The sequence below is a fragment of the Pseudomonas sp. BT76 TE3572 genome (assembly GCF_050435365.1).
Lineage (GTDB): Bacteria > Pseudomonadota > Gammaproteobacteria > Pseudomonadales > Pseudomonadaceae > Aquipseudomonas > Aquipseudomonas fluorescens_W.
On the sequence record NZ_JBNDKE010000001.1, the window covers coordinates 2,639,942 to 2,666,065 of the forward strand.

A 26,124-nucleotide genomic window follows, 5' to 3' on the forward strand; every position below is an offset into this window, starting at 1 on the left:
GAAACGGAAGTGGTTCAACACCCCATGGATATCAAGTTCACCAACCGGCTGTCCTACAAGCAAGCCAGGCTTACTGTGCTGGTCGGTTTCATTCTGGGCACGCTGCTCAGTCTGCTGCAAATAGGCATCGATTATGCCAGTGAAGACGCCTCCATCAACCGAGAAATCCTGTCTTTGCTGGAAATCAGCCACAACCCCGCGTCCCGCATTGCCTACAACATCGACGCCGAACTCGCTCAGGAACTGACCCTGGGCCTGTTGCGCTCGCCGGCGATCATCGGCGCGCAGTTGATCGACAACAACGGTAACGTGCTCGCCAGCGTCAAACGCCCGGGCGTGCAAAACGGTTATCGGGTGATCAGCGACTTCCTGTTCAGCGCCAACCGGCAGTTCGAAGACCGTCTCTACCTGGATCACTTGCCGACCGAATCCCTCGGCACCCTGAGCCTGGACGTCGACACCTATTCATTCGGCAACCGGTTCCTGCGTCGGGCCGAGGTGACCCTGCTCAATGGCTTCGCTCGCAGCCTGCTGCTGACCGGCATCCTGCTGGCGCTGTTCTATGTGATGCTGACCAAGCCATTTGTGCGGGTCATCCGGGAACTCAGCGGCCGCGACCCGCGAAGCGTGGAGCCGACGTCACTGGAATGTCCGACGGGCCATGAAAAAGATGAAATCGGTGTACTGGTCAAGGTTGCCAATCAACAATTCGAAAACATCGCCACCGAAATCCAGCAGCGACGCAACGCCGAAAACCGCCTGACCGACTACCTCGGGCAACTGGAGAACATCGTTTCGGCCCGCACGGCGGAACTCAAGGCGATCAACTCGCGGCTCAGCCAATCCAATCAGGAGCTGGAAGTCGCCCGCCGCACCGCTTTGGACATGGCCGAAGCGCGCTCGGTGTTCCTGGCCAACATGAGCCACGAGATCCGCACCCCGCTCAACGGCCTGCTGGGGATGATCGCGCTTTCCCTGGACGGCCCGCTCAATGCCGAACAACAGCAACAGCTGTCCATCGCCCATGACTCGGGCAAAGTACTGGTGGAATTGCTCAACGATATTCTCGATCTGTCGAAGTTCGATGCTGGCCAACTTGAGCTCGAACATATTCCGTTCGACCTTGGCTCGCTGATCGAGGACACCGCCAACCTGCTATCGCAAAACGCCGCGCCGAGTGTCGAGCTGAGCTGCCTGATCGACCCGCACTTTCCGGCCCTGGTGCTCGGGGATCCGACCCGGGTCCGACAGATCGTCAGCAACTTGCTGTCCAACGCCCTCAAGTTCACCCGTTTCGGTCGTGTCGATGTGCGCCTGTCGACGTTCGGGGACGGCGTCAGAATCGAAGTCTGCGACACCGGCATCGGTATCGCCCAGGACGCCCAGGTCAAGATCTTCCAGCCATTCACGCAAGCGGGTGCCGGCATTACCCGGCAATTCGGCGGGACCGGCTTGGGCCTGGCACTGACTTACAACCTCTGCGAAGCCATGCAAGGGCGTCTTACCATCAGCTCGGAAGCAGGCTTCGGCAGCGTGTTCTGTGCGGATCTGCCGCTGCCCAGCCACACCCGCGCTCTTCCCCCGGCCTCATTACAGGGCAAGGTTATCGCAATCACCAGCGCCAGCAGCGGTCTGGCAGAACTGCTGAACGGCGTGTTGCCCGGCTGGGGGCTCGACTATGAGCAGCGCTCGATCGATGACTCGTTGCTGGGTCTGAACCCGGATGTACTGATTACCGATTGCCCCGAATGCCTGTTTGGCCTGCGCCCTTCGTGTAAAGCGCCCATTCTGCTGGTCACCGCTTACGGCAGTTTCATGCCCAGCGAACAAGCCCTCGCCCTCGCCCCCTTGCAGCAACAGGCGCGGCCTCTGGCACGCAACGCGCTGTACCAGACGCTGCGGCGAGTCCTGCAGCCGGAACTCAACACGATCAACGGTGCCCGACTCGACACCCTCTGCCCACAACGACGCGGACGCGTGCTGCTGGTGGAGGACAATCCGGTCAACCAACTGGTGGCCAAGGGGATGCTCGGAAAACTCGGTTGCGAGGTGATTGTCGCCGGTCACGGTGGCGAGGCGCTGGATCAGTTGGAGCAGAGCGAATTCGATCTGGTGCTGATGGACTGCAACATGCCGGTGATGGACGGCTACGAGGCCAGTCGGCAAATCCGTCGCAGCGGACGCTGGCCACAGCTGCCCATCGTCGCCCTGACCGCCAACGCCATGTCCGAAGAGCGTGAACGCTGTCGTGCGGCAGGCATGAGCGATTACCTGGCAAAACCCTTCCGCCGGGAAGAGTTGGCTGCCCTGCTGGACTTGTGGGTCCCTACTACGACAGTGCTTTGATTTGCCCCAAAAGGTGATCAAGACCCTCGCGCAGATCATTCAGGCGATTCAGATCCACACCGCTGTCGCATAACAGGCGGGCCTTGAGCGGCCCGACCTGATCGCGCAAGGCCTTGCCGGTTGGCGACAGGCTCAAGTGCACTTCACGCTCGTCCCGCGCCGAACGCTGACGCTGAACCAGTTGCAGTTGCTCAAGACGCTTGAGCAACGGCGTCAGCGTGCCGGAATCCAGCGCCAGGCGTTCGCCCAACGCCTTGACCGTCGGCTGCTCGGGGGCAGCCTCCTGCCATTCCCACAACACCAGCATCGCCAGGTATTGCGGGTAGGTCAGGCCGAGCTGATCAAGCATCGGCTTGTAGGCGCGGATCACTGCCCGGGAAGCGGCGTACAGCTTGAAGCACAGTTGACTGTCAAGCTTCAGGGAATCGACTGACAAGGTGTTCATTTGAGCAGGGCTTCGATCTCGCGGGTCAGGTCCTGCGGCTTGGTCGCGGGGGCGAAGCGCTTGACCAGCTGGCCATCCTTGCCGATCAGAAACTTGGTGAAGTTCCACTTGATGCCCTGGGAACCCAGCACACCCGGCGCGCGTTTTTTCAGTTGAACGAACAGCGGGTGGGCGCCAGCGCCATTGACTTCAATCTTTTTGAACAGCGGAAAACTGACGCCGAAGTTCAACTCGCAGAACTCGGAAATCGCCCCTTCGTTGCCCGGCTCTTGCTTGCCGAACTGGTTACACGGAAAACCCAGCACCACCAGGCCTTGATCCTTGTAGGTCTGCCATAACTCTTCAAGGCCTTTGTACTGCGGGGTGAAGCCACATTTGCTCGCGGTATTGACCACCAACACGGCTTTGCCGGCGAAATCCGCCAGGGTCTTTTGCTCACCCTTGATGGTGGTGCAAGGGATGCTCAGCAGGTTGTCGCTCATGGTTCGGACTCTGAATGAGGGGGAGATGAGACAAACATAGCGAGCAATTGAATTGTGTGCAATTTAATAAATCGATTGCCGATTAATAGTAAGCGCTGCCGGAGGCAGCGCCTACAGGGCTCGCATTACGAGCGCGGCACCAGGTCCAGGCACACTGAGTTGATGCAATAACGCAGGCCGGTCGGTGGCGGGCCGTCCGGGAACACGTGCCCCAGGTGCGCATCGCATTTGGCGCAGACCACTTCGGTACGGATCATGCCGTGGCTGACGTCACGGATCTCGACCATGGCGCTGTCACCGATCGGTGCATAGAAGCTTGGCCAGCCGCAGCCGGAGTCGAATTTGGTCTTGGAGTCGAACAGCGGCTCGTTGCAGCAGATGCAGTGGTAAACGCCATCGACCTTGCTGTCGTTATATTTGCCGGAGAACGGCCGTTCGGTGCCTTTGAGGCGGCAAACGTTGTACTGCTCCGGGTCGAGCATCGCTCGCCATTCTTCCAGGGTTTTTTCCAACTTTTCCATCATCACACCTCAGCAGCTGAAAAAGCCCGATCTGTACCTTTTCCACGGATCGGGCGGCACGTATGATTGCGCCTCGTCAAACGCCAGTCTGGCAGCCAGACCACGCGCATTCAAACGGATTTATGAGTGCCGCCACTCGAGGCGTCAGGCCTGTGTGAATACGCAGGATTCCCAGCACGGTCGTTCATACGCCGCCTGGATCGTTCATTTTCGGGAACACATCGCCATGCAGGTCAGCAAATCGAACAAGCTCGCCAACGTCTGCTACGACATTCGCGGCCCAGTGCTCAAGCACGCCAAACGCCTGGAAGAGGAAGGCCATCGCATCCTCAAGCTGAACATCGGCAACCCGGCGCCTTTTGGTTTCGAAGCGCCGGATGAAATCCTCCAGGACGTCATCCGCAACCTGCCGACCGCTCAAGGCTACAGCGATTCCAAAGGCCTGTTCAGCGCCCGCAAGGCCGTGATGCAGTACTACCAGCAAAAGCAGGTAGAAGGCGTCGGCATTGAAGACATCTATCTGGGCAACGGCGTTTCCGAGCTGATCGTGATGTCGCTGCAGGCCCTGCTCAACAACGGCGACGAAGTGCTGGTGCCGGCCCCGGACTACCCGCTGTGGACCGCCGCGGTGAGCCTGTCGGGCGGTAACCCGGTGCATTACCTGTGCGACGAGCAGGCCAACTGGTGGCCGGATCTGGCCGACATCAAGGCCAAGATCACCCCGAACACCAAAGCACTGGTGATCATCAACCCGAACAACCCGACTGGCGCGGTGTACTCCAAAGAAGTCCTGCTGGGCATGCTGGAACTGGCCCGTCAGCACAACCTGGTGGTTTTTTCCGACGAGATCTACGACAAGATTCTGTACGACGATGCCGTGCACATTTGCACGGCCTCCCTGGCGCCAGATCTGCTGTGCCTGACGTTCAACGGTCTGTCCAAGTCTTATCGCGTGGCGGGTTTCCGCTCCGGCTGGATCGCCATTTCCGGCCCGAAACACCACGCGCAGAGCTACATCGAAGGCATCGACATGCTGGCCAACATGCGTCTGTGTGCCAACGTGCCGAGCCAGCATGCGATCCAGACCGCCCTCGGCGGCTATCAGAGCATCAATGATCTGGTATTGCCCAACGGACGACTGTTGGAACAGCGCAATCGCACCTGGGAACTGCTCAACGACATTCCCGGCGTGAGCTGCGTCAAGCCAATGGGCGCGCTGTATGCGTTCCCACGGATCGACCCGAAAGTCTGCCCGATCCATAACGACGAGAAATTCGTGCTCGACCTGCTGCTGTCGGAGAAGCTGTTGGTGGTGCAAGGTACCGCCTTCAACTGGCCATGGCCGGACCATTTCCGTGTGGTGACCCTGCCGCGCGTGGACGAACTGGACATGGCCATCGGACGTATCGGCAACTTCCTCAAGTCCTATCGCCAGTAACCTGCCTGTCACCGTGCGACGCTTGCGCACGTCGCACGGTGATTGATTCAGCAACATTTCTTTGTACCCTGCCGAACATCGCTTCTTAAATCGCTGACTGATGATTCGTTGCGCGCTCTCGTCTAACAACGGCGGGGCTTACGACGCTAATTGGCTGACAAACGCTTCCCGCATCGACGTCGGAAATGCCCTTCAAACAGCTAGACTGTTGCCGTAGGACACAGTTTGAAATAGTCACCCGGTTGAATAGCCCGGGTCAGCACCTTATATACCCCGCAGTACGCTACATCTTTAGCATGAGGAGATTTCTACAACCATGATGCGCATCCTGCTGTTTTTGGCCACTAACCTGGCGGTCGTGCTGATTGCCAGCATCACCCTGAGCCTTTTCGGCTTCAACGGGTTCATGGCGGCCAACGGGGTTGATCTCAACCTCAATCAGCTGCTGATTTTCTGTGCGGTCTTTGGTTTCGCCGGTTCGCTGTTCTCGCTATTCATCTCCAAGTGGATGGCGAAGATGAGCACCAGCACCCAAATCATCAGCCAGCCGCGCACACGTCACGAGCAATGGCTGCTGCAAACCGTCGAGCAATTGTCCCGGGAAGCCGGGATCAAGATGCCCGAAGTCGGTATTTTCCCGGCCTACGAGGCGAACGCCTTTGCCACCGGCTGGAACAAGAACGACGCGTTGGTCGCGGTCAGCCAAGGGCTGCTCGAGCGTTTCTCGCCAGATGAAGTGAAGGCCGTTCTGGCCCACGAAATCGGCCACGTAGCCAATGGCGACATGGTCACCCTGGCATTGGTCCAGGGCGTGGTGAACACCTTCGTGATGTTCTTCGCACGGATCATCGGCAATTTTGTCGACAAGGTGATCTTCAAGAACGAAGAAGGCCAGGGCATTGCCTACTACGTGGCAACCATCTTCGCCGAACTGGTCCTGGGCATTCTGGCCAGCGCCATCGTCATGTGGTTCTCGCGTAAACGCGAATTCCGTGCAGACGAAGCCGGTGCACGCCTGGCCGGTACCGCCGCAATGATCGGCGCCCTGCAACGCCTGCGAGCGGAACAGGGGCTGCCGGTGCACATGCCGGACACCCTGACGGCTTTCGGCATCAACGGTGGCATCAAACAGGGGTTTGCCCGCATGTTCATGAGCCACCCACCGCTGGAAGAGCGTATCGACGCGTTGCGTCGTCGGGGCTGATGGCTCTGCGCTGATACAAAAAGGGGCGATCATCTGATCGCCCCTTTTTTTGCCTTGCTGTTCCATCAACTCATCAAGCGATAAACCCGCTCTTCAAGCCGCGTAACACCGCTTTCCGCGAACTTCCAGCTCTCGCCCAGAACGTCCTGGTCCTCCAGAATCTTCAACTCCCACGAAGCACCGAACAACCGTTGCACTTCGTCATCCAGCACTGCAAAGGGCGGCCCCTCCCTTTGTGCCTGGTCGTAATCCAGGGTAATCAGCAGCCCCAGCGAATCCTTCGGCAAAATCCGCTTCAGGTGCTCGGCGTATTGCTCCCGCATCTTCGGCGGCAAGGCGATCAACGCGGCGCGGTCGTACAGCGCACTGCAATCGGCGACATCGCCGGCCGTCAACGCGAAGAAATCACCACACCAGATCTCGATCGAGCCCGCCCGATAGACCGTGAAGGGGCCTTGATCGCTGACGTCCGGATCAAATTGATGCTCGTGGAAAAAGTCTTCCACCGCTTTTTCCGACAACTCGATGCCCAGCACCTCGTGACCGCATTTTGCCAGCCACAGCAGATCCAGGGTTTTCCCACATAGCGGCACCAGTACGCGCGCGCCCTCTTCCAGGCCCAGCTGCGGCCAGTACCGTTGCAGATATGGATTCACTTCCGGCAGGTGAAAGCCGATCTGATTCGACGTCCACCGCTTGTGCCAAAACTCCGGCTGCATAATTAATCCCGAAAATTCGATCAAAAGACTCTAAAACTTATATTAGATTTAGATCAATGATCTGACTGAAGATGATGCCATCTTACCCCTCAGGAGCTCATTCATGTTCCCCAGCCTGTACATATCCCATGGCTCGCCCATGTTGGCACTGGAACCAGGCGCCAGCGGGCCTGCTCTCGCTCGCCTGGCCACAGAATTACCGAAACCCAAAGCCATCGTAATTGTTTCTGCGCATTGGGAAAGCAATGAATTACTTGTCAGCGGCAATGCCCAGCCTGAAACCTGGCATGACTTCGGCGGGTTTCCGCAGGCGTTATTCGACGTGCAATACCCGGCGCCCGGCAATCCACAATTGGCCGCAGAGGTTGTCGAACTGCTGAACGCTGACGGCCTGCCCGCACGCATCGATGCCAAGCGGCCGTTCGACCACGGGGTTTGGGTGCCGCTGTCATTGATGTACCCACAAGCCGATATCCCCGTGGTGCAAGTCTCGCTACCCACACGCGGCGGCCCGGCCCTGCAGACCCGCGTCGGCCATGCGCTGGCCAGCCTGCGCGAACACGGCGTGCTGCTGATCGGTTCCGGCAGCATCACCCACAACCTGCGCGAACTGGACTGGCACGCCAGCACAGAGAGCGTCGAACCCTGGGCTCAGGCATTTCGTGACTGGATGATCGAAAAACTCGCTGCCAACGACGAAACCGCGTTGCACGACTACCGTCAGCAAGCACCGAATGCGGTGCGCAACCATCCGAGCGATGAACATTTGCTGCCTTTGTATTTTGCCCGTGGCGCCGGAGGAAACTTCAGCGTGACCCACAAGGGATTCACCATGGGGGCCTTGGGCATGGACATTTACCGCTTCGGATAACGTAAAAACTCACAGTTTGTGGCGGCCAGGCTCAGACCACGTCAACCCCGACATGAATCGCGTCGTGCCGCCAAAACTCCAGATCACAATCGATCAACCGCTCATGCTGATCGTAATTGACCCGAGCGATGCGCAACCCCGGACTCCCCACCGACACCCGTAAAGCCGCCGCCGCATCCACCGACAACGCCGTCGGCACAATCTCGAAACGCACCCGACCGTAGTGCAAATCGTAATGTCGCGCATACAGCTCGGTAATCGACTGATTCAAATCGAAATCCAGAATCCCCGGAAAAAACTGCGGATTCAAATAGTGCTCCACGTACAACACCAGCCGCTCATCGATCCGCCGCGCCCGGCAAATCTGAATCACGCTGGACAACGCCGGCAGCTGCAACCACGCACAGACCGCCGCCGACGCCGGTTGCAACCGCGCTGAAATCACCTCGGTGGACGGCACCCGCCCCTGCGCACTGACCATCGCGTGAAAGTGACTGCGCTGCATCAGGTTGTAGGCTAGGCGCGGTGGCGACACGAACCAGCCACGGCGCTCCTCCCGATAAATCTGTCCCTGGGCTTCCAGTTGCAACAACGCTTCACGCACGGTGATCCGCGTGGTACCGAACAACTCACTGAGCTTGCGCTCGGCCGGTAGTTTGCTCCCGGGCGCCAACAGGCCATGGTCGAGCTGTTCCTGCAGAACCTGCCCGATGGCTGTCACCGCTTTGGTTGTCTCGATGCGCATCAACGTTACCTATCTGGACTAGACCAGCACTGTTTCGGGGCGGAACCATGACTTAAATCGGTTCCCTCAACTCCCGACAAGCCTAGGCACTGCACATGACTGACAGATGACAAAGCCGCCGAACGGTTGATCCAGACGCCTGCAATTTCACGGCCAAGTCCTTTTATATCAGCCTTTTAGCCATGGTCTACGCTTACTCCGAAGCCTGAGCATTGCCGCTCAAAAAATATAGGCCGACCAGTCGTCGACATCAAAATGTCATCAGAGGCGCCTAAATTGGCTCAGGTATTGCTGACCTAGACCAACACAACCGCAATCGCAGCGTTGAAAACGCCCAAAGGAGCTTCGGATGAAACAGCTTTTCCTGGCCTCACTGTTAGGCTCGACCATTGCCATGTGCACCGCCGCGATGGCGGCTGATACCGATTTGAAAACCCTGGAAGCCGCGGCGAAAGCGGAAGGTGAGGTCAACAGCGTCGGCATGCCCGACAACTGGGCCAACTGGAAAGGTACCTGGGATGACCTGGCCAAGAACTACGGCCTGAAACACATCGACACCGACATGAGCTCGGCCCAGGAAATCGCCAAGTTCGCCGCTGAAAAAGACAACGCCACTGCTGATATCGGTGATGTCGGTGCAGCGTTCGGTCCGATCTCGGTGAAGCAAGGTGTTGTACAACCTTACAAGCCAAGCACCTGGGATCAGATCCCGAGCTGGGCAAAGGATAAGGACGGCAACTGGGCGCTCGCCTACACCGGCACTATCGCGTTCATCGTCAACAAAAAGTTGCTGCACGGCTCCGACGCGCCGACCAAATGGGCTGACCTCAAGGACGGCAAATACAAAGTGTCCATCGGTGATGTGAGCACCGCGGCCCAAGCGGCCAACGGTGTTCTGGCTGCCGCGCTCGCCAATGGTGGTAATGAGAAAAACCTCCAGCCGGCGCTGGATCTGTTTTCCGAGATCGCCAAGCAAGGCCGCCTGTCGATGGCCAACCCGACAATTGCCACCATGGAAAAGGGTGAAATCGAAGTCGGTGTGGTCTGGGACTTCAACGGCTTGAGCTACAAGGCCAAAATGGTCAACCCGGATGACTACACCGTGCTGATTCCATCCGATGGTTCGGTGATTTCCGGTTACACCACCATCATCAACAAATACGCCAAGCACCCGAACGCCGCCAAGCTGGCCCGCGAATACATCTTCAGCGACGCCGGCCAGATCAACCTCGCGAAAGGCAACGCTCGTCCGATCCGCGCCGAGCATCTGACTCTGCCGCCCGAGGTTCAGGCCCAGCTCCTGCCTAATGAGCAGTACAAAAAGGTCACGCCGATCAAGGACGCAGATGCCTGGGAGAAGACCTCCAAAGCCCTTCCTCAGAAGTGGCAGGAAGAAGTCATCGTCAATATGAAGCAATGATGTATCCGTAGGAGCTGGCGCAGGCTGCGATCTTTTGATCTTTCACTCGACACTCAAGTGAAGGCAAAAAGATCGCAGGCTCCGCCGGCTCCTACGACGATCAGATTCAGTTTCGCTTTTCGGAGTTCCAGCCCCTATGAAGCACAACGTCATCCTTGTCGTGCTCGACGGCCTCAATTACGAGGTTGCCCGTCACGCCATGGGGCACCTGCAGGCTTATGTCGGCGCAGGACGCGCGGCGCTCTACAAACTGGAGTGCGAACTGCCGGCGCTGTCCCGACCGCTTTACGAGTGCATCCTGACCGGCGTCACACCGATCGACAGTGGCATCGTCCACAACAATGTCTCGCGCCTGTCCAACCAGCGCAGCATCTATCACTACGCCAGCGATGCCGGTCTTGTAACCGCCGCCGCGGCCTATCACTGGGTCAGCGAGCTGTATAACCGTTCGCCGTTTATTGCCGCGCGGGATCGACACACCGACGACCCCAACCTGCCCATCCAGCACGGTCATTTCTACTGGAGCGATCACTACCCGGATTCGCACCTGTTCGCCGACGCCGAAAACCTGCGCCTGCGTCATGCGCCGAACTTTTTATTGGTCCACCCCATGAACATCGACGACGCCGGGCACAAGCACGGCCTCGACACCCCGCAATACCGCAACAGCGCCCGCTCGGCCGACATTATTCTGGCCGACTACCTGCAAGGCTGGCTCGTCAGCGGTTATCAAGTGCTGGTGACCGCCGACCACGGCATGAACAACGACCGCTCCCACAACGGCCTGCTGCCGGAAGAACGCGAAGTACCGCTGTTCGTCCTCGGCGACGCCTTCAGCTTCAATGCCAACGCCGCACCGAAACAGACTGAAATCTGCGGCACCGTCTGCGAACTGCTGGGTGTGGCCCACGACAAACCAGTGTGCCGGGAGCTACTCAAGTGAACACCATGACGCGCGGCAAATGGCTGGCAGCCTTGTGCCTGGTGCCTTTCGCACTGTTTTTTATCGTGTTCCAGATCGCCCCGCTGTCCTGGGTGATGATCAATAGCCTGCAATCGGAAGAGTTCGGCTGGGGCATCGCCAACTTCACCAAGATCTTCAATTCGAAGTTCTATCTGCAGGCGATCCAGTTCAGCCTCGAGATCAGTTTCTGGTCCAGCGTGTTCGGGATCATCATCGCGGTGCTCGGCGCCTACTCCCTGCGCCGGGTCGACTCGAAACTGCGCAACTTCGTCAACGCCTTCGCCAACATGACCAGCAACTTTGCCGGCGTGCCTTTGGCCTTCGCGTTCATCATTCTGCTGGGCTTCAACGGCAGCTTCACCATCATGCTCAAGCAGGCCGGGATCATTCAGGACTTCAACCTGTATTCGAAAACCGGGCTGATCATTCTCTACACCTACTTCCAGATTCCGCTGGGCGTGCTGCTGCTCTATCCGGCCTTTGATGCCCTGCGCGAAGACTGGCGTGAATCCGCCGCGCTGCTCGGCGCCAATGGCTGGCAGTTCTGGCGGCACATCGGTTTGCCAGTGCTGACCCCGGCGCTGCTCGGTACGTTTGTGATCCTTTTGGCCAACGCCCTGGGCGCGTACGCCACCGTGTATGCCCTGACCACCGGCAACTTCAACGTGCTGCCGATCCGCATCGCGGCGATGGTTTCCGGCGACATTTCCCTGGACCCGAACCTGGCCAGTGCCCTGGCCGTGGTGCTGGTGGCGTTGATGACCCTGGTGACCATCGTGCATCAGCTGCTGTTGAAGAGGAGCTACCATGTCTCGCGCTGAGTTGGGGCCCGTCGGTGTCTATCACCGCGTCGTGGTGTATTTGCTGTTTGCCATTCTGTTGCTGCCACTGGCCGGGACGTTGATTTACTCGATCGCCAGCAGTTGGTCGGCGACCATTCTGCCCAGCGGTTTCACCGTTAAATGGTACGTGGAGCTGTGGAGCGATCCGCGGTTTCTCCATTCGTTCGGTCAATCGCTGCTGGTCTGCGTCGGCTCGCTGATTCTGTCCGTGGTGCTGATTCTTCCGTTGCTGTTTGTGGTGCATTACCACTTCCCGAAACTCGATGCGCTGATGAACATCCTGATCCTGTTGCCCTTCGCGGTGCCGCCGGTGGTGTCGTCGGTGGGCCTGTTGCAGCTCTACGGTTCCGGGCCGTTCGCGATGGTCGGGACGCCGTGGATTCTGATCGGTTGTTACTTCACCGTGGCGCTGCCGTTCATGTACCGGGCAATCACCAACAACTTGCAGGCGATCAACCTGCGAGACCTGATGGACTCCGCTCAACTGCTCGGTGCCAGCACCTGGCAAGCGGCGTTCCTGGTGGTGCTGCCAAACTTGCGCAAAGGTTTGATGGTGGCGTTGCTGCTGTCGTTCTCGTTCCTGTTCGGTGAGTTCGTGTTCGCCAACATCCTCGTCGGGACCCGCTACGAAACCCTGCAGGTCTACCTCAACAACATGCGCAACAGCAGCGGCCACTTCACCAGTGCGCTGGTGATTTCCTATTTCTTCTTTGTGCTGGTTCTGACCTGGGCTGCCAATATCTTGAACAAGGACAAAAGCCAATGAGCTTCGTCAGCGTCCAACACCTACTAAAAAGCTACGCGGGCACCACGGTGTTCAGCGACATCAACTGTGAAATCCAGAAGGGTGAGTTCGTCACCCTCCTCGGCCCGTCCGGTTGCGGCAAGTCCACACTGCTTCGCTGCATCGCCGGACTGACCTCGGTGGACGGCGGCAAAATCCTGCTCGATGGCCAAGACCTCGTTCCATTGAGCCCGCAGAAACGCGGGATCGGCATGGTGTTCCAGAGCTACGCGCTGTTTCCGAACATGACGGTTGAGCAGAACGTCGCCTTTGGTCTGCGCATGCAAAAGGTCAATGCCGACGACAGCCATAGGCGTGTTGCCGAAGTACTGAAACTGGTGGAACTCAACGACTTCGCCGCACGTTATCCGCATCAACTGTCCGGCGGCCAATGCCAGCGAGTTGCCCTCGCGCGCTCGTTGGTGACCCGGCCACGTCTGTTATTACTGGATGAACCGCTGTCGGCCCTGGATGCGCGGATTCGCAAGCACTTGCGCGAACAGATCCGTCAGATCCAGCGTGAACTCGGCTTGACCACGATCTTCGTCACTCACGATCAGGAAGAAGCCCTGACCATGTCCGATCGGATTTTCTTGATGAATCAGGGAAAGATCGTACAAAGCGGCGACGCCCAGACCCTTTACACCGCACCCGTGGATGTTTTTGCTGCCGGCTTCATCGGCAACTACAACCTGCTGGACGCCAACAGCGCCACAAAACTGCTGCAGCGACCGATTACCCACCGCATCGCAATCCGCCCGGAAGCCATCGAACTGAGCCTGAACGGCGAGCTTGACGCGCAAATCCGCAGCCACAGCCTGTTGGGCAACGTGATTCGCTACCGGGTCGAAGCCCGGGGCGTGGAATTGGTGGTGGATGTGCTGAACCGCTCGGCGGCCGATCTGCATCCCGATGGTCAGCGTCTGGCGCTTTCCATCGATCCGACGGCCCTGTGTGAGGTAGCCTGATGACTTTGCTGATGTTGAAGAGAGAACCGCACTGATGGCCCTGGCAATTTTTGATCTGGACGAAACCCTGATCCACGGCGACTGCGCCACCCTCTGGAGCGAGCAAATGGGCCGCCTGGGTTGGGTTGATCCCGAGTCGTTCATGCGTCAGAACAATGAACTGATGGACGCCTACAGCCACGGCAAGCTGCGGATGGAGGAGTACATGACCTTCAGTCTGGAGCCGATGATCGGGCGCACGCCGGAAGAGGTCGACCATTTGGTAGGGCCTTGGGTAGAAGACTTCATCGAGCCGATCATTTTCAGTGACGCCACCAAAGCCATCGCGGCCCATCGCAAGGCCGGCGACCGGATTTTAGTGATTTCGGCGTCGGGCACGCACTTGGTCAGGCCGATTGCCGACCGCTTGGGTATCGACGAGATTCTCGGCATCGAGCTGGAAGTGACACATGGGGTTTATAGCGGCAACACGGTGGGCACGCTGACCTACCGCGAAGGCAAGATCACGCGCTTGCTGGAATGGCTGGATGCGGAAGAGGAAAACCTTGAAGGCGCCAGTTTCTACTCCGACTCACGCAATGATTTGCCGTTGCTGCTGAAGGTGGATTTCCCACACGTGGTAAACCCGGATCCGGTGCTGCTTGAGCACGCAGAAAAGGCCGGCTGGCCAATCCATCTCTGGAAGTAACCCTTGACCAGATCTTTCCCACGCTCCGCGTGGGAAAGATCTATCTATCAAGTCAGGCTTTCGTCGATCACCAGCACCAATTTCCCCGACACCTTATTAGTCGCCAACTCCGCAAACGCCGCTTCGGCGTCCTTGATCGGGAAGGTCTTGGCCAATTGCGGACTCAAACGCCCTTCAGCAAACAGCGGCCAGACATGCTGGCTGAGATCGCTGAACAGATCCGCCTTGAACTGTTCGTCGCGACTGCGCAAGGTCGAACCCAGCAGCTGCACGCGCTTGGCCAGTACCTGCGCCAGATCCAGCTGCGCCTCACGACCGCCCATCAGGCCAATCAGCACCCAACGACCATCGCGCGCCATCAATTTCAGATTCAGCGCGGCGTAGTTGCCACCCACCGGGTCGAGAATCACATCGAACGGGCCCAGGTCGCTCAAGCTGTCCAGATCCCCATTGCGCACGACCCCACCTTGCGCGCCCAGCGCTTCGCAGTAAGCCAAACGCTCGGCGGAACCGACGCTGACCCAGCACGGGTTGCCAAACGCCTTGCACAGCTGAATGGCAGCTGAACCGATTCCACTTGCTCCGGCGTGCAGCAGAACTTTCTCACCCGGCTTGAGCGCAGCCAGTTGAAACAAATTCAGCCAAACGGTCGCATACACTTCTGGCAGCGCTGCCGCCTCAGCCAGGGACAAACCTTCGGGAACCGGCAACACATGCCGTCCGTCGACAACTACCTCCTCGGCCATCCCGCCCCCGGCCAGCAAGGCGCAAACCCGATCTCCGACCTGCCAGGACGAGCCCGCCCCCACCTCGCTGATGACCCCGGAGCACTCAAGACCCAGTATCTGGCTGGCTCCCGGTGGTGGCGGATAAAGACCCGCCTTCTGTAACAAATCGGCGCGATTGAGACCCGCCGCCGCCACTCGAATCCGAACTTGTCCTACATCGCATGTAGGACTGGGCTCTTCAACCCACTCCACTTGACCTTCAACGCCTTGCAATGCTTTCACAGTGCCTCCATAGTGAGTCTGGACTGAGCCCGTAGCTGTAGCGCCGGGCTTTCTTGCATTATGCGACCGGCCCTGGGGCCTATACGAAAGCTAGCAGGCAGCTTTCGTACAGAGTCTAGTGGTACCGGCGACTTCAAAGACGGCCTAATATGCGTGATCAATTGTCCCCGCGTCGAATCAGCATGAAGCATTTTTTCCCCAGCACCGCCCTAGCCCTATTCATTGGTATCGGTCTGTTGCCGATGTCGACCAATTCGTTTGCAGCCAATAGCTGGGACAAGCTTCAGCCTGATCGTGACGAAGTGATCGCCAGCCTGAACGTCGTCGAATTGCTCAAGCGCCATCACTACAGCAAGCCGCCGCTCGATGACGCGCGCTCCGTGATCATCTATGACAGCTACCTCAAGCTGCTGGACCCGTCGCGCAGCTACTTCATGGCCAGTGACATTGCCGAATTCGACAAGTGGAAAACCCAGTTTGACGACTTCCTCAAAAGCGGCGACCTGAATGCCGGGTTCACCATCTACAAGCGCTACCTGGACCGCGTCAAAGCGCGTCTGGACTTCGCCCTTGCAGAGCTGAACAAAGGCGTCGACAAGATCGACTTCACCGCCAAGGAAACCTTGCTGGTCGATCGCAAGGACGCCCCTTGGCTCAAGAACACCGCAGAACTCGATGACCTATGGCGCAAACGCGTCAAGGACGAAGTCTTGCGGCAGAAGATCGCGGGCAAGGACTCCAAGCAGATCCAGGAAACCCTGACCAAGCGCTACAAGAACCAATTGACGCGCCTGGACCAGACCCGTGCGGAAGACATCTTCCAGGCGTACATCAATACCTTCGCCATGTCCTACGACCCGCACACTAACTATCTGTCGCCGGATAACGCGGAAAACTTCGACATCAACATGAGCCTGTCCCTCGAGGGCATTGGCGCCGTGTTGCAGAGCGACAACGACCAAGTGAAAATCGTGCGTCTGGTGCCAGCAGGCCCGGCCGACAAGACCAAACAAGTTGCACCGGCCGACAAGATCATCGGCGTTGCCCAGGGCAACAAAGAAATGGTCGACGTGGTCGGCTGGCGCCTGGACGAAGTGGTCAAGTTGATCCGTGGGCCGAAAGGCACCGTGGTGCGCCTGGAAGTGATCCCGGCCAGCAATGCGCCGAACGACCAGACCAGCAAGATCGTCCCGATCACCCGCGAAGCGGTGAAGCTTGAAGACCAGGCGGTGAAGAAGTCGGTTCTCAACCTGAAACAGGACGGCAAGGACTACAAGCTCGGCGTCATCGAGATCCCGGCCTTCTACCTGGACTTCAAGGCTTTCCGTGCTGGCGATCCGGACTACAAGAGCACCACTCGCGACGTCAAGAAACTGCTGACCGAGTTGCAGAAAGACAAAGTCGACGGCGTGGTCATCGACCTGCGCAACAACGGCGGCGGTTCCCTGCAGGAAGCCACCGAGCTGACCAGTCTGTTCATCGACAAAGGTCCGACCGTTCTCGTGCGTAACGCCGATGGCCGGGTCGATGTACTGGAAGACGAAAACCCGGGGGCCTTCTACAAAGGGCCGATGGCGTTGCTGGTCAACCGCTTGTCTGCCTCGGCTTCGGAGATTTTTGCCGGCGCCATGCAGGACTATCACCGCGCGTTGATCATCGGCGGCCAGACCTTCGGTAAAGGCACCGTGCAGACCATTCAGCCGCTGAACCATGGCGAACTGAAACTGACCCTGGCCAAGTTCTACCGGGTTTCCGGCCAGAGCACCCAGCATCAGGGCGTACTGCCGGACATCGATTACCCGTCGATCATCGACACCAAGGAAATCGGCGAAAGCGCACTGCCCGAAGCCATGCCGTGGGACACCATCCGCGCGGCCATCAAGCCTGCGGTCGACCCGTTCAAGCCATACATTACTCAGCTCAAATCCGAGCATGACGTACGTTCGGCCAAAGACGCGGAGTTCGTGTTCATCCGCGACAAACTGGCCCTGGCGCAGAAACTGATGGCGGAAAAAACCGTCAGCCTCAATGAAGCCGATCGTCGTGCACAACACGCCGATATCGAAGCCAAGCAACTTGCCATGGAAAACATCCGTCGCAAGGCCAAAGGTGAAGAGCCGCTCAAAGAGCTGAAGAAAGAAGACGAAGACGCGATCGCGGCCGAGCCAGACAAGACCAAGCCAGAAGACGATGCCTACCTGAGCGAGACCGGGCGGATTCTGTTGGACTACCTGAAACTCAATACCACGGTAGCCAAGCACTAGGTTGTTACGAGCAAGGTTGTTACACGCAAGATGATGGCAATTTAATGCTGACGCTCCCCGGAGCGTCATCAAACAGTCATCATTCTGTCGTGAAATAAAGGACTGGGAGCCCTCTTTAACCAAGAGGTGCTCCCAGTCCTTTTTTTATCGCCAGAGAAAGCCATGACCACCACAGAACAGCTGAGTGCCTTGAGTTCCATACTGGCTCAAAGCGGTTTGCACAGCTTGTTCCAGCCGATCATTTCCCTCTCTGAGCGACGCATTATCGGTTACGAAGCCCTTAGTCGCGGCCCCTCCAACAGCCCGCTGCACTCTCCCCTCGCACTGTTCGCCGTCGCCCGTCAGGCCGGCCGCCTGAGCGAGCTGGAAATCGCCTGCCGTCAAAGCGCCTGCCGACGTTTCAATGAGCAACAACTGCCCGGCAAATTGTTCCTCAACGTTTCCCCCGAATCCCTGCTCGAAGCCGCGCACCAACACGGGCGCACCCTGCAACTGCTGCAGGACTTCGGTATACCGCCGAGTCAGGTGGTGATCGAACTGACTGAACAAACGCCAACCGACGATTTCGAGCTGCTGCAAACCGCGCTGCATCACTATCGAGCGATGGGGTTTTCCATTGCTCTGGATGATCTGGGCGCAGGCTATTCGAGTTTGCGGCTGTGGTCTGAGTTGCGCCCGGACTACGTGAAGATTGATCGACACTTCATCGACGGCATTCACCAGGACGCCCTCAAGCGCGAATTCGTCGGCTCTATCCTGCAAATTGCCAAGGCCTCACGGGCACAGGTGATTGCCGAAGGTATCGAGCTGCCGGAAGAACTCGCGGTATTGACCGAGATGGGCGTCGATCTGGTTCAGGGTTATCTGCTCTGCCGCCCCCAGGAACATCCACCTCGTGATGCCCGAGCCCTGATGCCGAAACGGGAAAGCACCGCGGTGGCGTTGAATGATGAAGTCAGCGACCTTAGCGCTTTGCTCAACGACCAACCGGCTGTGGGTCGCGATACACCGACCGCCACGGTGCTTGAAGCCTTTCGCCGCCAGGCCAACCTGAACTCCCTGGCGGTAATCGACGAGCAAGGCCAGCCCTGTGGCATCGTCCACCGGCATTCGCTCTCCGACGCGTTGCTCAAGCCTTTTGCCACCGACCTGTTCGCCCGCAAGCCGATCAGCCGTTTAATGAGTGATGACTTCCTCGCCGTTGAGATGAGCCAGTCATTACAGCAAGTGAGCCGACTGATCACCAGCCGCGCGCGGCAGCGCATCGAAGAAGACTTCATCATCACCCTCAACGGCGGTTACCTGGGATTGGGTCGAGTGATCGACGTACTCAAACTGATTACCGAACTGAAGATCCAGCAGGCCCGTTACGCCAACCCGCTGACCCTGTTGCCGGGCAACGTACCGATCCAGCAATGCCTGACGCGAGTGCTGCAACAGCAACGGGAGTCGGTGATCTGCTACGTCGACATCGACAGTTTCAAACCCTTCAACGACATCTATGGCTACGGCCGTGGGGACGAAGTCCTGCTGTGCCTGGCGCAATGCCTGAATGACCGCGTCGACCCTTCCCGCGACTTTGTCGGCCATATCGGCGGCGATGACTTCCTGCTGGTGCTCGGCCCAGAAGACTGGCGCAAACGCTTGAACCAGTTGCTGGACGACTTCCAGAGCCAATGCCGACGCTTTTATCGCAGCGAACATCTGGAAGCCGGCTGCTTCATTGCTCCAAACCGTCAGGGTGTGCGGCAGGAGTTTGCATTGTTGTCACTGTCGATCGGCGTGGTGCATTTACATCCACAGGCCTGTGGACAACTCGATGCGAGCCAGCTGGCGGAGATGGCATCGCAGGCCAAGCATCACGCGAAGAATGTGCCGGGGTATAGCGTGCATGTGATCGATAGTCTGGCGGTGCCTGAAGCCGAAGAAGAATTGCTCGTCGGGCAGCGGTGATTGCTGATGCGATCTTGATCGTTCCCACTCTGCGTGGGAACGATCATTACCTGGGAGTTATTGCGCAGAACCGCGAGACGCCAACTCTTTCAGTTTAAGCTCGGCCAGTGGATGCCCAGCCTTCGCAGCAATCTCCCAAAACCGCGCAGCTTCAACCGCATCCGGCGCCTTGCTCGGCGTTCCGGCGAGACTGATCACGCCCACCTGATACGCCGCTTTGCCATCCCCCGCCAACGCCGCCAGGCGCAGCAATCGCACTCCCTCTTCGCGAGCCCCGAGGCCGACGCCGCGAAAGGTCAGGATGTGGCCATAGAAGCTCTGGGCGCCAACATCACCCAGGTTCGCCATGCGTGCGAACTGGCCTTCGAGCCAGCTCCAGCCACGCGGTTGGCGCACAAACCATGACCAGTGAAACAACCTGCGCGCCAGCCAATAACTGGCCTTCGCCTTGAGTCGCAGAAACACTCAGGCCTCTGCCGATTCGGGGTATTCGTACTCGAACACCCGCACCACTTCCGAGGCATGCCAGGACGCAGCGGCTACACCATCGGACGGGCCGGAGAAACGCCCCAGACGCTCGACACACTCAAAGAACCCGGTGCGCGGCAGGCGGCTGGCGCCCTGGCTGATCACCAGCGAACTGCGCAATGGCTGCTCAGCCTTGGCGTCCAGCGCGGCCAGATGTTCAAGCGCGGCGGTCAGGGTTTGCATGGCTGGCGTGGGCAGTTGCAAACGTTCGAGCAACGCCCGGTATGTCAGAAGATGACGCTGGCGGCGCGCCTGATCCAGTTCGCCCAGCAACCCGTCCCAATGTTGACGACTGATGCGTACGCTCACGATTCATCCCTCCACCCTGGCACCGTCAATTCCCAGGCCAGGCTGCGGCGAATCGCAGCGTCGGGTAGACGCTCGCCACTTTCGATCAAGGCCAGATAAGACGGGCTGATGCCTACCGTGCGGGCCAACGCCTCGATGGCGATGCCCTTCCCTTCGCGCAAACTGCGTAGTTGATCCAGCCCCGGAAGAATCTGGTCTGGTGTTGCCGCGTGACGCTCTGGGGCGACCTGCGGCGGTTGTTCATTGATGCCTGCTGCTTTTAGTAGAGCCTGATACTGAGCCCATGGCAGAACCGCATACTCGGGCTCTCCTTCGCGTGTAATTATCTGAATATCCATGACTACCCCGTAGGACAACAACACTTAGCGAGTCGGCACTTTTCCCTAGAAGTGTAATCCTAACAGCGGCCAAGGTCGCGGGGGTATCAATCTATGGATGAGATTGAATCAGTTCAGTTTTTTTTCGGCCCCTGAAGTTGAAGTTGCTCCGGGGTATCGGGCAGGCGTTCGACCACCGCAAGCTTTTCCGGCATCTGACGCTTGCGCCAGGCGCGGAAGGCGTTGAGTTCATCGTCGAGAACTTTCATCAGCCAGGCCAGCACTGCGATGTCATCGAGCATGCCGAACACTGGAATGAAGTCCGGAACGGCATCCAGCGGACTGAGGAAGTACATCAGGCCAGCCACCACCGATATCAGGGCTTTGGGGCTGATGGCCCGATACTCACCGCGCCAGTAAGCCAGGCAAAGTGCCTGTAACAGGCGCAGATCATCCTTGAGCTTGCCCAGCCGGTTACCCTGGCTGGCACCTTTGCTGGCCACCGCGAAGAGCAAGGTCGGCAAACGTCCACGCGCGAGCAGGCGTCCGGCCAGAGGCAGGAAACGAGCGAAATTCCAGGGTGTTTTCATCATTCCTCCCACTGAAATGTTATCCACACAAATTGTGGATAACCTTGTGAACAGAGCTGCATTTCACGGCTGAAAGCCCCGTTTCATAAGGGCCTGACTCAGATCGGGCGTTTTTTACTCACATAAAAAAACCCAAGATTTCATTGACTTGGCGCTCTGGCGCGGCTAGCACAGGCGTCCTCAATGGCTATGACTCCAGCCTACAGCATCTGTTCGCTTTGTTTACCTTTGCTGAACGCCAGATGCAACAACGCCCCGCATAAGCGAGGCGTTGTTTTTAGAGCAGACGCTGATTACTTGGTAGCGGCGTCTTGTTTTGCTGGATCCTTGATTGCCAGCAGTTCCAGATCGAATACCAGCACCGAGTTGGCTGGAATCGCTGGACTTGGGCTTTGGGCGCCGTAAGCCAGCTCGCTAGGGATGTACAGTTTGTACTTCTCGCCAACGTGCATCAGTTGCAGGCCTTCGACCCAACCCGGAATCACACCGCTGACCGGCAGATCGATCGGGCTGCCACGCTCGACGGAACTGTCGAAAACGGTGCCGTTGGTCAGGGTGCCGGTGTAGTGAACGGTCACTACGTCGGTCGGCTTAGGCTGTGCGCCATCGGCTTTCTTGACCACTTCATACTGCAGGCCCGAAGCGGTGGTGGTTACACCGGCTTTCTTGGCGTTGTCTTCGAGGAATTTCTTGCCGGCAGCTGCCGACTCTTCGCTCATTTTGGCCATACGCTCTTCAGCACGCTTTTGCAGCGCTGCGAAGGCTTCGACCAGTTCGTCATCCTTCAGCTTCTGTTCTTTCTTGCCGACGGCATCTTCGATGCCTTGGGCTACGGCTTTGGAGTCCAGATCATCCATGCCTTCCTGAGCCAGGCTCTTGCCCATGTTCAGGCCAATCCCGTAGGAAGCTTTTTGCGCCGGGGTTTTCAGCTCTACGCTGGTCTGCGAATCACAACCCGCAAGTACCAGGCTAACCAGGGCCACCGCCGCCGCCAACCGATGCTGTTTCATGCTATTTCCTTGTTCATGCGCCTAAAGGGCAATCGAGTAAAGCCGCGAGCTTATCAGGCGGCCACGACCAATGGCTACCGGCATGAGAGCAGGAAACTTCTGATAAGTTCAGGTGTTTTAACGCATTTCGGGAATGGGACGATGAAGCTTCTGTCATCTTGCGCTCACAGAGACCGATAGCAGAACCCCAGCATCTGGCGTAATGGCCACTTGCCGCATCTCAGGTGCTAGGGCATAAGGAAGCTACAAATCGACAAGGATGTTTATCTTGCGCCTCCTCTTTCGCTTGCTGGTGCTGTTCGCAGTCCTGCTGGGGCTGGGCCTCGCCGTGGTTCTGTACTACGTCGCCAACCCGAAACTACCGGCCTGGTCACCCGTGCAGCAGGTGCATTACCTGGAGCAATGGAGTGCCAGCGACCGCGAAACTTACTACTTCACGCCCCAGGGTACTCAGGTCAAAGGCTTGCGCTATGACTGGTTCAAGGCCCTCGAATTACCGTTCTCGCAACAGCGATTCGCCGCTCCCGAATACCTCGCCCGCTTCGGTTTTCTGATCGACCCCAGCCAGAGACCCACGCCGAACAACCCCGGCAATCTGCCAGTGGGCTTCGCCCGTCATCAGAACCCTGGAAGCCAGGACGAGTTTCTCGACATCACCTGCGCCGCCTGCCACACCGGCGAACTGCGCTTTAACGGCCAGGCCGTGCGCATCGATGGCGGTTCGGCGCAGCACGTTCTGCCATCCAGCGTTCCTACGTTGCGCGGTGGCAGTTTCGGACAAGCGCTGGTAGCGAGTCTGACGTCGACTTACTACAACCCATGGAAATTCGAACGTTTCGCACGCAACGTGTTGGGCCAGGACTACGAGGCCCGGCATCAACAACTGCGCGAAGACGTCAAAGTCTCGCTCGACACCTTCTTGAAGGTGGCCTGGAACGACACCCATCGCGGGCTCTATCCCACTGAAGAAGGCCCCGGCCGCACCGACGCTTTCGGGCGCATTGCCAACGCCAGTTTCGGCGATGCGATTTCCGCCACCAACTACCGCGTGGCCAACGCTCCGGTCGACTATCCGCAACTGTGGGACATGTGGACCTTCGACTGGGTGCAGTGGAACGGTTCGGCGCAACAACCGATGGCCCGCAACATTGGCGAGGCCTTGGGGGTGGGCGCCACGCTGAATTTCTTCGACGCTGACGGCCAACCGCTTAAAGGAGACGCCCGTTATCCGTCGAGTGTCCGCTTGGGCGATCTGCACCTGATCGAACAAACCCTGCAACGGCTAAAACCACCGGCCTGGCCGGAAGAACTGCTGGGTGCCATCGACAAAACCCAGGCTGCAAAAGGTCGCGAATTATTCACCGAGAACTGCGCCGGCTGCCATGTACCTCGATCAGTTCAAAGCAACGGGCGCTGGGTGCAGCATCTGAAAATGCTGCCCGTGGAGTTCATTGGCACAGACGCCGGCGCAGCCAATAACATTGCCGACCATCGCTTCGACCTCACAGCCTTGCAATGGGCCCCGGCAGAACTGGCGCAACTGGATGTGCAATTGCAGCCGACACCCACTGAATCGCTGGATTTGAGCAAGCTCTCATCGGCTAAAGGGTTGGCCTACGTCACCGCTTTCGTCGGAAATCGGGCCTACCGTGAAGCAAACATTCCTACAGCCGAACGACCGGACATGGATGGTTTCGGCCTGCCGATTGGCGTGCGCGAATTGCGCGCCTACAAGGCGCGACCATTGGCGGGAGTCTGGGCCACCGCACCGTTTCTGCATAACGGTTCGGTGCCGAGCATTTATCAGTTGCTCTCGCCCCAGGATGAACGCGCAACCACCTTCTACAAAGGCACTTTCGAGTACGACCCAAGGCACCTCGGCTATCGCACCGAGACCTTCGCCAATGGCTTCATGTTCGACACGCGCATCACCGGCAATCACAACAGCGGCCACGAGTTCCGTGCTGGCAAGCGTGGCAACGGCGTTATCGGCCGCTGGCTGCAGCCGGAGGAACGCTGGGCGTTGCTGGAGTACTTGAAAGTATTGGGCGGCCCGCTGGAGGCGCAATCGCCATGAGTAGACTCTGGATGCGTTTTGGCGCCTTTCTCGGCAAAACCCTGCTGTGGTCGCTGGGCCTCGGATTACTCGGCTGGGCGCTGGCCACGGCGTGGTTTGCCTGGCAGCACAGCGGCCCGGTTTCGGCTGAAGAACTGATTCCGGATGGCGAATCAGCGATGACCCAAGACATCATCCAGACGGCCGTGCGCATCGTCGATCAGCACCGTGAAAGCACCCGTTACCTGCGCGACGCCCATGCCAAGGCCCATGGCTGCGTGAAGGCCGAGGTTCAGGTGTTGCCGGATCTGGCGGGTGAACTGCGTCAGGGTGTGTTCAGCCAACCCGGCAAAACCTGGCAAGCGACGATGCGGCTGTCCAACGGCAATGCCTACCCGCAGTTCGACAGCATCCGCGATGCACGAGGCATGGCAATCAAGTTGCTCGACGTGCCCGGTAAACAACTGCTGCATGATCAACAGAGCCGTGGTGAACAGGACTTCGTGATGTTCAGCCATCCGAACTTCTTCGTCAGCGATGTCGCCGAGTACCGTCAGAATGTAGCCGCACAGGCTGACGGCAAGAAGCTGATGGCGTTTTTCCCGGGTTGGGACCCACGGACCTGGCAGGTTCGCCATCTGTTTATCGCGCTGGCGACACTGTCACCCGCCCCGAAAAGCCCGACCCAGACGACTTACTTTTCGGTTTCGCCCTACAAATTCGGCGAAGCCAATGCCAAGTTCCGCGTCATGCCCGATCCGGCAAGCTGCCCGACTTACACCCTGCCTGCGCAAAACCAGAAGTTGCCGAACTTCCTGCGCAATGCGCTGAACCAGCAACTGTCGACTGACCGGATACCGGCCTGCTTCGTCCTGCAGATTCAGCGCCAGGACCCGGCTAAGTACATGCCGATCGAAGACGCGAGCATTGAGTGGCAGCAAAGCGATGCCCTGTTCGAGACCGTGGCGCGGGTCAAAGTACCCGCCCAGGACTTCGATACGCCTGCGCTGAACGTGCAATGCGATAACCAGTCGTTCAACCCCTGGTTTGGCCTTGAGGCTCACCGCCCGATTGGCGGCATTAACCGGTTGCGCAAAGCCGTGTATGAAGCCGTGAGCGACTATCGACACAGCCGCAACGCCGAACGATAAGGAGGCAGAACGAAAAAAAGCGACCCGAAGGTCGCTTTCTCGGTGGCGCCTCGGCAGAAGCCAAACCCCAGACAGCAAAAAGCCCGCATTAAGCGGGCTTTCTGTGGTGACCTGGCGTTCAGCGTTCCAGGTGACCGAATATGGCGCAGCGGACGGGACTCGAACCCGCGACCCCCGGCGTGACAGGCCGGTATTCTAACCGACTGAACTACCGCTGCGCGTAGCGTTGAAAGTAGTGGTGGGTGATGACGGGATCGAACCGCCGACATTCTGCTTGTAAGGCAGACGCTCTCCCAGCTGAGCTAATCACCCTTTACCTTCGTTGCGGGGCGCATTGTGCCACAGATTTTCATAAAGTGTTGATTTAATTGATTAATTTTTCAAAAAAATCTGAAAACCCATAAAACGACGCGACCTGCAGGAACAACTTACAAACTTTTGGACAGAAAAAAACCCGCGTTAAGCGGGCTTTTCCGTGGTGACCTGGCGTTCAGCGTTC

The 26,124-nt window shown here is 58.5% G+C and carries 25 protein-coding genes and 2 tRNA genes; 14 read left to right on the forward strand and 13 right to left on the reverse strand.

The annotated features are described in order from the left end of the window. Positions 1–24: 24 nt before the first annotated feature. On the forward strand, positions 25–2,346 hold the full coding sequence (locus tag ABH912_RS12065; protein ID WP_429510779.1) for a response regulator: 2,322 nt from the start codon (positions 25–27) through the stop codon (positions 2,344–2,346). Here the strand turns inward: ABH912_RS12065 and ABH912_RS12070 are convergent. The 3 genes from ABH912_RS12070 to msrB all read right to left on the reverse strand — a co-directional run bounded on the left by ABH912_RS12070 (position 2,330) and on the right by msrB (position 3,794). Continuing rightward, positions 2,330–2,791: a MarR family winged helix-turn-helix transcriptional regulator gene (locus ABH912_RS12070; RefSeq protein ID WP_429510780.1), complete on the reverse strand. Its 462-nt coding sequence runs from the start codon at positions 2,789–2,791 to the stop codon at positions 2,330–2,332. The two genes, ABH912_RS12065 and ABH912_RS12070, sit on opposite strands and share 17 nt — an antisense overlap. After that, on the reverse strand, positions 2,788–3,273 hold the full coding sequence (locus ABH912_RS12075) for a glutathione peroxidase (RefSeq protein WP_008002671.1): 486 nt from the start codon (positions 3,271–3,273) through the stop codon (positions 2,788–2,790). The genes ABH912_RS12070 and ABH912_RS12075 overlap by 4 nt, the downstream gene beginning before the upstream one ends. Positions 3,274–3,398: 125 nt before the next feature. Next, entirely contained in the window at positions 3,399–3,794 is a 396-nt protein-coding gene (gene msrB / locus ABH912_RS12080) for a peptide-methionine (R)-S-oxide reductase MsrB (RefSeq protein WP_033059242.1), read from the reverse strand. 226 nt (positions 3,795–4,020) lie between these two features. Between msrB and ABH912_RS12085 the strand changes: the two genes are divergently transcribed. Together ABH912_RS12085 and htpX are read left to right on the forward strand one after the other, a co-directional pair. After that, the gene (locus ABH912_RS12085; RefSeq protein WP_008145866.1) at positions 4,021–5,232 is read left to right on the forward strand and encodes a pyridoxal phosphate-dependent aminotransferase; all 1,212 of its coding nucleotides are present in this window, start codon (positions 4,021–4,023) and stop codon (positions 5,230–5,232) included. A gap of 316 nt (positions 5,233–5,548) precedes the next feature. Next, positions 5,549–6,436 carry a protease HtpX gene (gene htpX / locus ABH912_RS12090; RefSeq protein ID WP_008145865.1) on the forward strand — a complete coding sequence of 296 codons (888 nt, stop codon included), beginning with the start codon at positions 5,549–5,551 and terminating at the stop codon, positions 6,434–6,436. 65 nt (positions 6,437–6,501) lie between these two features. Here htpX and ABH912_RS12095 read toward each other — a convergent pair whose 3' ends face one another. After that, a complete protein-coding gene (locus ABH912_RS12095; RefSeq protein WP_033059121.1) occupies positions 6,502–7,155 on the reverse strand; it encodes a thiopurine S-methyltransferase in 654 nt (217 codons plus the stop codon). 103 nt (positions 7,156–7,258) lie between these two features. Here ABH912_RS12095 and ABH912_RS12100 point away from each other — a divergent pair, with 103 nt between their 5' ends. Further along, a complete protein-coding gene (locus ABH912_RS12100; RefSeq protein WP_429510781.1) occupies positions 7,259–8,026 on the forward strand; it encodes a DODA-type extradiol aromatic ring-opening family dioxygenase in 768 nt (255 codons plus the stop codon). A 31-nt stretch (positions 8,027–8,057) separates the two neighbouring features. On the opposite strand, the gene ABH912_RS12105 is transcribed toward ABH912_RS12100, so the two are convergent. After that, on the reverse strand, positions 8,058–8,771 hold the full coding sequence (locus ABH912_RS12105; protein ID WP_008145862.1) for a UTRA domain-containing protein: 714 nt from the start codon (positions 8,769–8,771) through the stop codon (positions 8,058–8,060). A gap of 349 nt (positions 8,772–9,120) precedes the next feature. Between ABH912_RS12105 and ABH912_RS12110 the strand changes: the two genes are divergently transcribed. The 6 genes from ABH912_RS12110 (at position 9,121) to ABH912_RS12135 (ending at position 14,437) form a co-directional block, all read left to right on the forward strand. After that, entirely contained in the window at positions 9,121–10,191 is a 1,071-nt protein-coding gene (locus ABH912_RS12110) for an ABC transporter substrate-binding protein (RefSeq protein ID WP_033059118.1), read from the forward strand. A 136-nt stretch (positions 10,192–10,327) separates the two neighbouring features. Continuing rightward, positions 10,328–11,134, forward strand: coding sequence for an alkaline phosphatase family protein (locus tag ABH912_RS12115; RefSeq protein ID WP_033059117.1), 807 nt, complete (start codon positions 10,328–10,330; stop codon positions 11,132–11,134). Between the two features lie 5 nt (positions 11,135–11,139). Beyond that, positions 11,140–11,976, forward strand: coding sequence for an ABC transporter permease (locus ABH912_RS12120; protein WP_197281761.1), 837 nt, complete (start codon positions 11,140–11,142; stop codon positions 11,974–11,976). Next, the gene (locus tag ABH912_RS12125; RefSeq protein ID WP_033059115.1) at positions 11,963–12,763 is read left to right on the forward strand and encodes an ABC transporter permease; all 801 of its coding nucleotides are present in this window, start codon (positions 11,963–11,965) and stop codon (positions 12,761–12,763) included. The genes ABH912_RS12120 and ABH912_RS12125 overlap by 14 nt, the downstream gene beginning before the upstream one ends. Then, on the forward strand, positions 12,760–13,749 hold the full coding sequence (locus ABH912_RS12130; protein ID WP_033059113.1) for an ABC transporter ATP-binding protein: 990 nt from the start codon (positions 12,760–12,762) through the stop codon (positions 13,747–13,749). The genes ABH912_RS12125 and ABH912_RS12130 overlap by 4 nt, the downstream gene beginning before the upstream one ends. Before the next feature lie 34 nt (positions 13,750–13,783). After that, positions 13,784–14,437, forward strand: coding sequence for an HAD family hydrolase (locus ABH912_RS12135; RefSeq protein ID WP_046056551.1), 654 nt, complete (start codon positions 13,784–13,786; stop codon positions 14,435–14,437). Positions 14,438–14,484: 47 nt separating this feature from the next. Here ABH912_RS12135 and ABH912_RS12140 read toward each other — a convergent pair whose 3' ends face one another. Next, positions 14,485–15,447, reverse strand: a complete 963-nt coding sequence (locus ABH912_RS12140) for a zinc-binding dehydrogenase (protein WP_033059110.1) — start codon at positions 15,445–15,447, stop codon at positions 14,485–14,487. 182 nt (positions 15,448–15,629) lie between these two features. On the opposite strand from ABH912_RS12140, the gene ABH912_RS12145 reads away from it, so the two are divergent. Together ABH912_RS12145 and ABH912_RS12150 are read left to right on the forward strand one after the other, a co-directional pair. Next, positions 15,630–17,711 (forward strand): carboxy terminal-processing peptidase, encoded by a 2,082-nt coding sequence (locus ABH912_RS12145; protein ID WP_429510782.1) that lies wholly within the window; start codon positions 15,630–15,632, stop codon positions 17,709–17,711. Between the two features lie 162 nt (positions 17,712–17,873). Continuing rightward, on the forward strand, positions 17,874–19,664 hold the full coding sequence (locus tag ABH912_RS12150) for a bifunctional diguanylate cyclase/phosphodiesterase (RefSeq protein WP_033059107.1): 1,791 nt from the start codon (positions 17,874–17,876) through the stop codon (positions 19,662–19,664). A gap of 57 nt (positions 19,665–19,721) precedes the next feature. Here the strand turns inward: ABH912_RS12150 and ABH912_RS12155 are convergent, their stop codons facing one another. The 5 genes from ABH912_RS12155 to ABH912_RS12175 form a co-directional block, all read right to left on the reverse strand. After that, positions 19,722–20,129, reverse strand: coding sequence for a sel1 repeat family protein (locus ABH912_RS12155; RefSeq protein WP_033059105.1), 408 nt, complete (start codon positions 20,127–20,129; stop codon positions 19,722–19,724). Beyond that, positions 20,130–20,501 (reverse strand): hypothetical protein, encoded by a 372-nt coding sequence (locus ABH912_RS12160; protein ID WP_003223109.1) that lies wholly within the window; start codon positions 20,499–20,501, stop codon positions 20,130–20,132. Further along, positions 20,498–20,839, reverse strand: a complete 342-nt coding sequence (locus ABH912_RS12165; protein WP_033059241.1) for a helix-turn-helix domain-containing protein — start codon at positions 20,837–20,839, stop codon at positions 20,498–20,500. Before ABH912_RS12165 ends, ABH912_RS12160 begins: the two co-directional genes overlap by 4 nt. A 113-nt stretch (positions 20,840–20,952) precedes the next feature. Continuing rightward, the gene (locus ABH912_RS12170; protein WP_046056546.1) at positions 20,953–21,408 is read right to left on the reverse strand and encodes a YkvA family protein; all 456 of its coding nucleotides are present in this window, start codon (positions 21,406–21,408) and stop codon (positions 20,953–20,955) included. Positions 21,409–21,701: 293 nt separating this feature from the next. Beyond that, complete coding sequence (locus ABH912_RS12175; RefSeq protein WP_033059101.1) at positions 21,702–22,418, reverse strand: FKBP-type peptidyl-prolyl cis-trans isomerase; 717 nt, start codon at positions 22,416–22,418, stop codon at positions 21,702–21,704. 268 nt (positions 22,419–22,686) lie between these two features. Here ABH912_RS12175 and ABH912_RS12180 point away from each other — a divergent pair, with 268 nt between their 5' ends. Together ABH912_RS12180 and ABH912_RS12185 are read left to right on the forward strand one after the other, a co-directional pair. Beyond that, on the forward strand, positions 22,687–24,495 hold the full coding sequence (locus tag ABH912_RS12180; protein ID WP_429510783.1) for a di-heme-cytochrome C peroxidase: 1,809 nt from the start codon (positions 22,687–22,689) through the stop codon (positions 24,493–24,495). Beyond that, positions 24,492–25,625, forward strand: coding sequence for a catalase family protein (locus tag ABH912_RS12185; RefSeq protein ID WP_429510784.1), 1,134 nt, complete (start codon positions 24,492–24,494; stop codon positions 25,623–25,625). The genes ABH912_RS12180 and ABH912_RS12185 overlap by 4 nt, the downstream gene beginning before the upstream one ends. A 141-nt stretch (positions 25,626–25,766) precedes the next feature. Here the strand turns inward: ABH912_RS12185 and ABH912_RS12190 are convergent. Both ABH912_RS12190 and ABH912_RS12195 read right to left on the reverse strand, forming a co-directional pair. Beyond that, positions 25,767–25,843, reverse strand: a tRNA-Asp gene (locus ABH912_RS12190). A gap of 18 nt (positions 25,844–25,861) precedes the next feature. Next, positions 25,862–25,937 (reverse strand) — tRNA-Val (locus ABH912_RS12195). Positions 25,938–26,124: the final 187 nt, after the last annotated feature.

What these genes read in the sequence shown, in the direction of transcription:
- ABH912_RS12065 (WP_429510779.1), top strand. Translation starts at nt 25, where the DNA reads ATGGATATCAAGTTCACCAACCGGCTGTCCTACAAGCAAGCCAGGCTT.
- ABH912_RS12070 (WP_429510780.1), bottom strand. Translation starts at nt 2,791, where the DNA reads ATGAACACCTTGTCAGTCGATTCCCTGAAGCTTGACAGTCAACTGTGC.
- ABH912_RS12075 (WP_008002671.1), bottom strand. Translation starts at nt 3,273, where the DNA reads ATGAGCGACAACCTGCTGAGCATCCCTTGCACCACCATCAAGGGTGAG.
- msrB (WP_033059242.1), bottom strand. Translation starts at nt 3,794, where the DNA reads ATGGAAAAGTTGGAAAAAACCCTGGAAGAATGGCGAGCGATGCTCGAC.
- ABH912_RS12085 (WP_008145866.1), top strand. Translation starts at nt 4,021, where the DNA reads ATGCAGGTCAGCAAATCGAACAAGCTCGCCAACGTCTGCTACGACATT.
- htpX (WP_008145865.1), top strand. Translation starts at nt 5,549, where the DNA reads ATGATGCGCATCCTGCTGTTTTTGGCCACTAACCTGGCGGTCGTGCTG.
- ABH912_RS12095 (WP_033059121.1), bottom strand. Translation starts at nt 7,155, where the DNA reads ATGCAGCCGGAGTTTTGGCACAAGCGGTGGACGTCGAATCAGATCGGC.
- ABH912_RS12100 (WP_429510781.1), top strand. Translation starts at nt 7,259, where the DNA reads ATGTTCCCCAGCCTGTACATATCCCATGGCTCGCCCATGTTGGCACTG.
- ABH912_RS12105 (WP_008145862.1), bottom strand. Translation starts at nt 8,771, where the DNA reads ATGCGCATCGAGACAACCAAAGCGGTGACAGCCATCGGGCAGGTTCTG.
- ABH912_RS12110 (WP_033059118.1), top strand. Translation starts at nt 9,121, where the DNA reads ATGAAACAGCTTTTCCTGGCCTCACTGTTAGGCTCGACCATTGCCATG.
- ABH912_RS12115 (WP_033059117.1), top strand. Translation starts at nt 10,328, where the DNA reads ATGAAGCACAACGTCATCCTTGTCGTGCTCGACGGCCTCAATTACGAG.
- ABH912_RS12120 (WP_197281761.1), top strand. Translation starts at nt 11,140, where the DNA reads ATGACGCGCGGCAAATGGCTGGCAGCCTTGTGCCTGGTGCCTTTCGCA.
- ABH912_RS12125 (WP_033059115.1), top strand. Translation starts at nt 11,963, where the DNA reads ATGTCTCGCGCTGAGTTGGGGCCCGTCGGTGTCTATCACCGCGTCGTG.
- ABH912_RS12130 (WP_033059113.1), top strand. Translation starts at nt 12,760, where the DNA reads ATGAGCTTCGTCAGCGTCCAACACCTACTAAAAAGCTACGCGGGCACC.
- ABH912_RS12135 (WP_046056551.1), top strand. Translation starts at nt 13,784, where the DNA reads ATGGCCCTGGCAATTTTTGATCTGGACGAAACCCTGATCCACGGCGAC.
- ABH912_RS12145 (WP_429510782.1), top strand. Translation starts at nt 15,630, where the DNA reads ATGAAGCATTTTTTCCCCAGCACCGCCCTAGCCCTATTCATTGGTATC.
- ABH912_RS12150 (WP_033059107.1), top strand. Translation starts at nt 17,874, where the DNA reads ATGACCACCACAGAACAGCTGAGTGCCTTGAGTTCCATACTGGCTCAA.
- ABH912_RS12165 (WP_033059241.1), bottom strand. Translation starts at nt 20,839, where the DNA reads ATGGATATTCAGATAATTACACGCGAAGGAGAGCCCGAGTATGCGGTT.
- ABH912_RS12170 (WP_046056546.1), bottom strand. Translation starts at nt 21,408, where the DNA reads ATGAAAACACCCTGGAATTTCGCTCGTTTCCTGCCTCTGGCCGGACGC.
- ABH912_RS12175 (WP_033059101.1), bottom strand. Translation starts at nt 22,418, where the DNA reads ATGAAACAGCATCGGTTGGCGGCGGCGGTGGCCCTGGTTAGCCTGGTA.
- ABH912_RS12185 (WP_429510784.1), top strand. Translation starts at nt 24,492, where the DNA reads ATGAGTAGACTCTGGATGCGTTTTGGCGCCTTTCTCGGCAAAACCCTG.